This is a genomic window from Archangium sp. (assembly GCF_036388035.1).
GTDB lineage: Bacteria > Myxococcota > Myxococcia > Myxococcales > Myxococcaceae > Archangium.
In genome coordinates, this window is the sequence record NZ_DASVSO010000297.1 from 1 (window position 1) to 2,630 (window position 2,630).

Genomic DNA, 2,630 nt, shown 5'->3' on the forward strand with positions numbered 1-2,630 from the left:
ATCTTGAAGTGGCATGCCCCCAGCCGCGTCCATCCGCATCGACGACTCGCTGTGGCCCCTCCGGAGGGTGAAGTGCGTGGGCACCGTCACCTCCCAGAAGTTCGAGGATTACCTGGCGGACACCGTCGACCGCCTGCGGCAGGGGAGCAGGTTCGTCACCATCCTCGACATCAGCGAGGGCGGTGCCCCCAATACCGAGCAGCGCCAGCGGCAGGCCGCCTGGTTCCGTGAGCACGAGACGCTCCTGCGTGAGGTCCATCTCGGGGTGGCGTTCATCGTCACCTCGCCCCTCATCCGGCTGGCCTTGAGCGCCATCTTCTACTTCAAGCCGATGCCCAGTCCCTACTTCATCACCTCCCAGCCTTCGGAAGCGACGCTCTGGGCCATCTCCCGCCTCCAGGACGTGGGGCTCACCTTCGAGGCGGAGCGCCTCCGCTGCCACTTCGGTTTCACCTCCGAGCGGACCGACTCGCCTGCCTCCTGATAGCGCCGGCTCGGGATTGGGGCGCGGCAGGCGAGTCTCCCCTCGGCTCCAACCCTCACCCTCAACAAGGCCTCATCCCTCCTATACGCTCCGGCGGGTAGACGATGGAGACGTGGTTGCTGGGAACGCTGGGCACCGGTGTTGGAGGGAGTTCGCATGGGCACTCGTCGCTTTACTCGGTTGGACACCCTGTCGCGCGCGTTCGCGGCGCTGGTTCTGCTGGCCACGCTCGCCGCTCCACCGGCGTTGGCCGCCCGTTCAAAGAGCCCGGGCTTCTACTCCAACCCGTTGAAGCCGCACCTCCCGGAGGACGGCGTCATCGAAAGCTGTGCCGACCCCACGGTGCTGCGCGGGCCGGAGCGGGGCGATCCGTACTGGTACATGTACTGCACGACGGATCCGCTGAATGACGAGGACCGTGACGCTCAGGGGAAATGGGTGTTCCACAAGATCCCCCAGCTGCGGTCCCTCGACCTGATCCGCTGGGAGTACGTCGGCGACGCCTTCCAGTCGCTGCCCGGTTACGCCGCCGACCATGCGGGACTGTGGGCGCCGGACGTCGTCTACTCCGCGGCGCACGACAGGTACTACCTGTTCTTCGCTGTCACCGACACCACCGAGACGACGTGCACGACCGACAGCGCGATCGGTGTTGCGACCAGCGACAAACCCACGGGGCCGTGGAAGTTCTCCGACGAGCCGGTGATCCGCCCGCGCAAGGACACGGCCAGCTCGGATCCCTGCGCATTCCTTTGGACCTTCGATCCGGACGTCCTGGGTGACTCCGTCGGCACGGACAGCGTCTTGTACTACGGCAGCTACTCCGGGGGCATCTTCGCCAGGAAGGTCACGTTGACCCCCGAGGGGGCGACCGTTGGAGCCGACGAGACGCGAATCACCATCGGCAATCGCTACGAAGGTGCGAACGTCGTCTCCCGCGACGGCTACTACTACCTGTTCGGGTCGGCGACGAATTGCTGCAACGGCGCGCTGACCGGCTACAGCGTCTTCGTCGGGCGGTCCACCAGCCCCTTGGGCCCGTTCGTGGATCGCGAGGGTCAGTCGCTGCTGGATACACAGGTCGGCGGAACGCCCGTCATCAGCATGAACGGCAACCGGTGGGTTGGCGCCGGGCACAACACGGTGTTTCAGGACGCGGCGGGTCAGTGGTGGACCGTCTACCACGCCGTCGATCGGTCCGACCCGTTCTTCGAAGCGGCGCCAGGCTTCACCAAGCGGCCCGCTCTGTTGGATCCCTTGGACTGGGTCGGCGGGTGGCCGACCGTGCGCGGCGGCTTCTGGGCTTCGGACGGCAAGATGCCCGCGCCCGCGGCTCGAGACGGCTACAGCTCCCAGTACCGCACGAAGCTGGCGCGGCCGCACCTTCCCCGCGAGCGCATCGCAGCGGCGTCGGACGAGTTTGACGGGACCGCGCTGGGCGCCTCGTGGTCGTGGGTGCGACCGCCAGACTCGGGCACGTACAGCGTTGCCGACGGGACGTTCCGCTTCCAGGTGCAGAAAGCCGACATCCATCTCACCAGCAACAACGCCTCCTTGCTGACTCGCCCGACGCCCAAGGGCGACTACCTGATCGAAACCAAGGTGCGCCTCGACGTGCCGGATGACGGCTGCTGTTTCAACTACGCGCAGGCAGGCCTGGTGCTCTACGGCGACGACGACAACTTCATCAAGCTGATGAACACCTCCATGGGGGAGACGCGTCAGACGGAATTCACCAAGGAGCTGGCGTCGGCGCCGGCCGGCTGGGCGCGCAACGGCAACACGGTCATCGGCGCCCCTTCGGAGGACTGGACGTACCTGCGCGTGGCGGTCGAGCGCCTCACGGGCGAGGCGCGCCGCGCCGCTGGCGGCGACCTCGCGGCGTACACCGCGTACACGAGCCAGAACGGCGTGGACTGGGTGCGCGGCGGCACCTGGACGCACGCGTTGACCCACCCGCGAATCGCCCTCGTGGCGATGGGAGGGGGCGGCGACTTCACCGCCGAGTTCGACTATGTCCGCGTCTACGCGCTGCGAGCTGGCGAACCTGCACGGCGATGACGCCGCCATGGATTGGGACTACCCCAGGCCCCCCTCACGAGAGGCCTGGAGCGAAGGGCCAGGTCGATGCTCCGACCCGGCCCGA

General features: G+C 67.4%; 2 protein-coding genes. Both read left to right on the plus strand.

The window, feature by feature from the left end:
• Nucleotides 1-13: 13 nt before the first annotated feature.
• Nucleotides 14-484, plus strand: a complete 471-nt coding sequence (locus tag VF697_RS12410; RefSeq protein ID WP_331094564.1) for a hypothetical protein — start codon at nt 14-16, stop codon at nt 482-484.
• Between the two features lie 156 nt (nt 485-640).
• On the plus strand, nt 641-2,545 hold the full coding sequence (locus tag VF697_RS12415) for a family 43 glycosylhydrolase (RefSeq protein ID WP_331094566.1): 1,905 nt from the start codon (nt 641-643) through the stop codon (nt 2,543-2,545).
• Nucleotides 2,546-2,630 lie beyond the last annotated feature (85 nt).